The 4,752-nt window shown below is 70.7% G+C and carries 4 protein-coding genes; 2 read left to right on the forward strand and 2 right to left on the reverse strand.

Annotated features, from left to right (window positions below; genetic code table 11):
- Window positions 1-440 precede the first annotated feature (440 nt).
- Window positions 441-1,274, reverse strand: a complete 834-nt coding sequence (locus tag ACE3QY_RS22600; RefSeq protein ID WP_374458323.1) for a M23 family metallopeptidase — start codon at window positions 1,272-1,274, stop codon at window positions 441-443.
- 138 nt (window positions 1,275-1,412) lie between these two features.
- On the reverse strand, window positions 1,413-2,756 hold the full coding sequence (locus ACE3QY_RS22605; RefSeq protein WP_374458324.1) for a deoxyribodipyrimidine photo-lyase: 1,344 nt from the start codon (window positions 2,754-2,756) through the stop codon (window positions 1,413-1,415).
- Between the two features lie 130 nt (window positions 2,757-2,886).
- Here ACE3QY_RS22605 and sucC point away from each other — a divergent pair, with 130 nt between their 5' ends.
- Together sucC and sucD are read left to right on the forward strand one after the other, a co-directional pair.
- Window positions 2,887-4,056, forward strand: coding sequence for an ADP-forming succinate--CoA ligase subunit beta (gene sucC, locus ACE3QY_RS22610; protein WP_374458325.1), 1,170 nt, complete (start codon window positions 2,887-2,889; stop codon window positions 4,054-4,056).
- A 19-nt stretch (window positions 4,057-4,075) separates the two neighbouring features.
- A partial coding sequence (gene sucD, locus ACE3QY_RS22615; RefSeq protein ID WP_374458326.1) for a succinate--CoA ligase subunit alpha occupies window positions 4,076-4,752 on the forward strand: 677 nt, incomplete at its 3' end.

The raw sequence follows: 4,752 nt of genomic DNA on the forward strand, positions 1-4,752 counted from the left end.
GGGGGGCCGCGCCCCCCGCAAGCAACGCGGGGGCGTATCGCGCCCCCCCGGGGGGGCCCCCCTCCTTGGCCGCGGCACCGATGGTCGGTGGACCACCGCTCGTGGGCGTGTCGGCGTACGGCGTGCGCGTGGGCGGTGGTGGAGCCACTTTCTGGGCGCGCCGAGTGTAGGTGGGCCACCGCTGGCGGGCGTGTTGGCGTACGACGCGGGTGGGCGGTGGTGGAGGGGGATTCGTGGGGTGGGGAATCCGCCTGGACCACCGCTCGCGGGCCGGGCGGTCGTTGCGCTCTCCGCGACTTCGTTCCTCAGCCGCGGGTCGCGCGACTCAGGCGGTCACGCACACTGGTCAGAGAGATTCGATACGCGCGGAAGCGCCTTCGCGAGCTCAGGCGCTCGCGCTACTCGATCTCCCCTGACTGCCGACGCGCTCCCCGCGTCGGTCAGGGAACGATGCCGTGCTCGACGAAGGCCTGGAAGGGGTCGACCGGGCCGCCGCCGCCGGGGCGGACCTCGAGGTGGAGGTGCGAGCCGGTCACGTTGCCGGTGGCGCCGACGGTGCCGATGACGTCGCCGCCGGTGACGCGGTCGCCGACGGAGACGTAGATGGCGGTCTGGTGGCAGAACCAGATCTCGGTGCCGTCGTCGAGCGTGACGACGGTCTTGTTGCCGTAGGCGCCGTCGTAGCCGGTGGAGGTCACGGTGCCGTTGGCGACCGCCATGATCGGGTCACCGGTGTTGCCGTTGAAGTCCAGACCGGTGTGGTAGCTGGCCCAGAGGCCGTACTGGCCGAAGGTCGCGGTGATGCCGTAGTTGGCGAGGGGGAGAACCCACTTGTTCTCCTTGATCTTCGCCGCCTGCTTCTCGGCCTCCTTGCGGATCTCTGCGAGCTTGGCGGCGCGCTCGGCCATCTGCTTCTCGGCCAGCGCGACGAGCGCGGGGTCGGTCTCCTCGCCCTGCACGTCGGAGTCGCGGACCTGGTCGCGGCTGACGACCTCGCCGCGGCGGGCGAGCGCGGTGCCGGCGGAGCCGACGGCGTTCGCGGCGTCGAAGGACGCACCTGACGAGGCGAGCGCGGTCGCTCCCGCACCGGCGGTGACGGCTCCACCCGCGGAGATCGCGAGGACGGCGACACCTGCCACGAGGGGCAGCGACGGCAGGCTGCTCACCATCGAGCGGCGCGGGGGCGGGGTGGCCCGACGCTTGCCGGTCGTGGGTGCAGCCGGTGCCGAGGTGGCGCGACGCTTGGGAGCGCGCTCCGCTCGGTGGTTGCCCATAGGGGTAGTTACCAATCTGCCGGGTCAGGGGGGTCGGGTCGGCAAGACCGCGCACGACTGTAACGGAAAGATCACGGGAAAGTGCAACCCTCGATCAAATTCGTCGTGGAAGCGCTCGCATTGGTCGGTATCCGGACGTCATCCCCGCGCCGCCTGGTAGCGGTCGAGCGCCTCGCGGCGCTCCTCGGCGTGGTCCACGATCCGCAGCGGGTAGTCCTGCTCGTAGCCGGTGTCGGACTTCCACGGCTCGTGGGCGGCCTTCCCCGGCAGGTGGTCGAGCTCGGGCACCCAGCGGCGTACGTAGTCACCCTGCGGGTCGAACTTGAGGCCCTGGGTGATCGGGTTGAAGACGCGGAAGTACGGCGACGCGTCGGTGCCGGTGCCGGCCACCCACTGCCACCCGTGGTTGTTCGAGGCGACGTCGCCGTCGATCAGCAGGTCGAGGAAGTGCCGCGCGCCGGCCGGCCACCACACGTGAAGGTCCTTGGTGAGGAAGGAGGCGGTGATCATCCGCACCCGGTTGTGCATCCACCCGGTCTCGCGCAGCTGCCGCATCCCGGCGTCCACGATGGGGAAGCCGGTCGTGCCGGTGCGCCACGCCTCGACGGCGTCCTCGGGGTCGTCGTACCTCATCCCCTTCAGCGCGGGCTTCAGGTCGCGCCACGCCGAGGCCGGGGTGTGCCACAGCACATCGGCGTAGAACTCGCGCCACGCGAGCTCCGTGGCGTACGTCGAGGTGTGGTCGACCTCGGCGAGGAGCGAGCGGGGGTGCAGCACGCCGAGGTGGAGGTAGGGGGAGAGGCGCGAGGTCCCGTCGTGGTCGGGCCGGTCGCGTTCGGTGGGGTAGGCACGCAGACCGTCCTTCGCGAACGCCCGCCACCGTCGCCAGGCCGCGTCCTCGCCGGCGCCCGGCAGGTCGACCGGAGCGTCGGCGACCGCCTTCTCCAGCAGGCCGAGCGCCCGCTCGTGCGAGTCGGCGGGCTCGAGGTCGGGGGAGCGCGGGGTGGCGGCCGGCTCGGGCCAGCCGTGCTCGCGCCAGGCCCGGGCGAAGGCCGTGAAGACCTGGTAGGGGTCGCCGCTGCCGTTGAGCACCCGCCCCGGCCCGACGGCGTACGGCGAGCCGGTGGCGACGAGCTCCACGGACTCGCCGACGGCGGTGTCGCGTCGGGTGCCGTACGGCGTGGTCTCGGCGGAGACGTGGACGCGCCGGTCCCCGGCCACCCTGGGCACCACCTCGCGCGGGTCGCCGTGCTGGATGGACAGCGGGATGCGTTCGGCGAGGGCCAGGACGTTGGCCGCGAGCCACGCCTGGCGCGCTGGTCCGGCGCCCGACCACAGGACCGGGTCGACGACGAAGAGGGCCTGCACCGACCCCTCGTCGAGCGCCGCGAGCAGCGCCGGGTTGTCGCGCACCCGCAGGTCGCGCCGGAACCACATCACCGCGGAGCCGGGGCCGGAGCTCGAGCTGGGACTGGAGACCATGCCCCTCAACGTAGCGCCGGGGTGACCACCACCACGCTCACCCGACCTCGTGCGACCCGCCGGGGGAGGTCTAGGGTGCCGAGAGGGAATCCCCGCCACTGTTCGCAAGACGAAAAGGACTGGTCACCTCGTGGACCTGATGGAATTTCAGGCGAAGGAGCTCTTCGCCAAGCATGGAGTCGCAACCACGCTGGGGGTCGTCGCCGAGACGCCCGAGGCCGCTCGGGCCGCCGCAGAGGAGATGGGCGGCGTCACCGTCATCAAGGCGCAGGTCAAGGCCGGTGGCCGTGGCAAGGCCGGTGGCGTGAAGATCGCGAAGACCGCCGACGAGGCCGAGTCCTACGCCCGCGACATCATCGGCATGGAGATCAAGGGCCTGCGCGTCAACCGCGTCCTGGTCACCCCGGCCACCCCGCCGGTGGAGGAGTACTACTTCTCGTTCCTGCTCGACCGCTCCAACCGCTCGCACCTGTGCATCGCGTCCGTCGAGGGTGGTGTGGAGATCGAGGAGGTCGCCAAGACCAACCCCGAGGCCGTGCGCCAGATCCCGATCAACGCGATCGAGGGCGTGACGCCGGAGAAGGCCGCCGAGATCGTCGACGACGCGAAGTTCCCCGCCGAGCTGCGCGACCAGGCCATCGAGATGGTGCAGAAGCTCTGGAAGGTCTACGTCGAGGAGGACGCCACCCTCGTCGAGGTCAACCCGCTCGCCCGCCTCGAGGGCGACAAGCTCGAGGCGCTCGACGGCAAGGTCTCCCTCGACGACAACGCCTCCGAGGTGCGCCACCCCGACCACGAGGAGTTCGAGATCCGCGAGGAGGCCGACCCGCTCGAGGCGGCCGCCAAGGACAAGGGCCTCAACTACGTCAAGCTCGACGGCGAGGTCGGCATCATCGGCAACGGCGCGGGCCTGGTCATGTCGACCCTCGACGTCGTGGCGTACGCCGGTGAGAAGCACGGCGGCGTGAAGCCCGCCAATTTCCTCGACATCGGTGGCGGCGCCAACGCGCAGGTGATGGCCAACGGCCTCCACATCATCCTCGGGGACCCCCAGGTCAGGAGCGTCTTCGTCAACGTCTTCGGCGGCATCACCGCCTGCGACGAGGTCGCCAACGGCATCGTGGGCGCGCTGGACATCCTCGGCGACGAGGAGACCAAGCCGCTGGTCGTCCGGCTCGACGGCAACAACGTCGAGGAGGGCCGCCGCATCCTGGCCGAGGCCAACCACCCGCTGGTGACGATGGTCGACACGATGGACGGCGCGGCCGACAAGGCCGCCGAGCTCGCCCACCAGGCCTGAGAGAGAGAACACGACACCCATGAGCATCTACCTCAACAAGGACAGCAAGATCATCGTCCAGGGCATGACGGGCGGGATGGGCGCGAAGCACACCACCCTCATGGTCGAGTCCGGCGCCGACATCGTCGGCGGCGTCAACGCCCGCAAGGCCGGCACCACCGTCGAGCTCGGCGGCAAGGAGCTCCCCGTCTACGGCACCGTCGAGGAGGCGATGAAGGAGACCGGCGCCAACGTGTCCGTCGCCTTCGTGCCGCCGGCGTTCACCAAGGACGCCTGCATCGAGGCCATCGACGCCGAGATCCCGCTGCTCGTCGTCATCACCGAGGGCGTCCCGGTCCTCGACACCGCCGAGGTCGTGGCCTACCTCGAGGGCAAGTCCACCCGGATGATCGGCCCCAACTGCCCCGGCATCATCACGCCGGAGGAGTCCCTCGCCGGCATCACGCCGCACACCATCGCGGGCAAGGGCCCGGTCGGCCTGGTGTCCAAGTCGGGCACGCTGACCTACCAGATGATGTACGAGCTGAAGGACTACGGCTTCACGACCGCCATCGGCATCGGCGGTGACCCGATCATCGGCACCACCCACATCGACGCCCTCGAGGCCTTCGAGAACGACCCGGAGACCAAGGCGATCGTGATGATCGGCGAGATCGGCGGCGACGCCGAGGAGCGCGCCGCGGCGTACATCAAGGA

It is taken from the genome of Nocardioides sp., assembly GCF_041913365.1.
In the GTDB taxonomy this organism is placed as follows: domain Bacteria; phylum Actinomycetota; class Actinomycetes; order Propionibacteriales; family Nocardioidaceae; genus Nocardioides.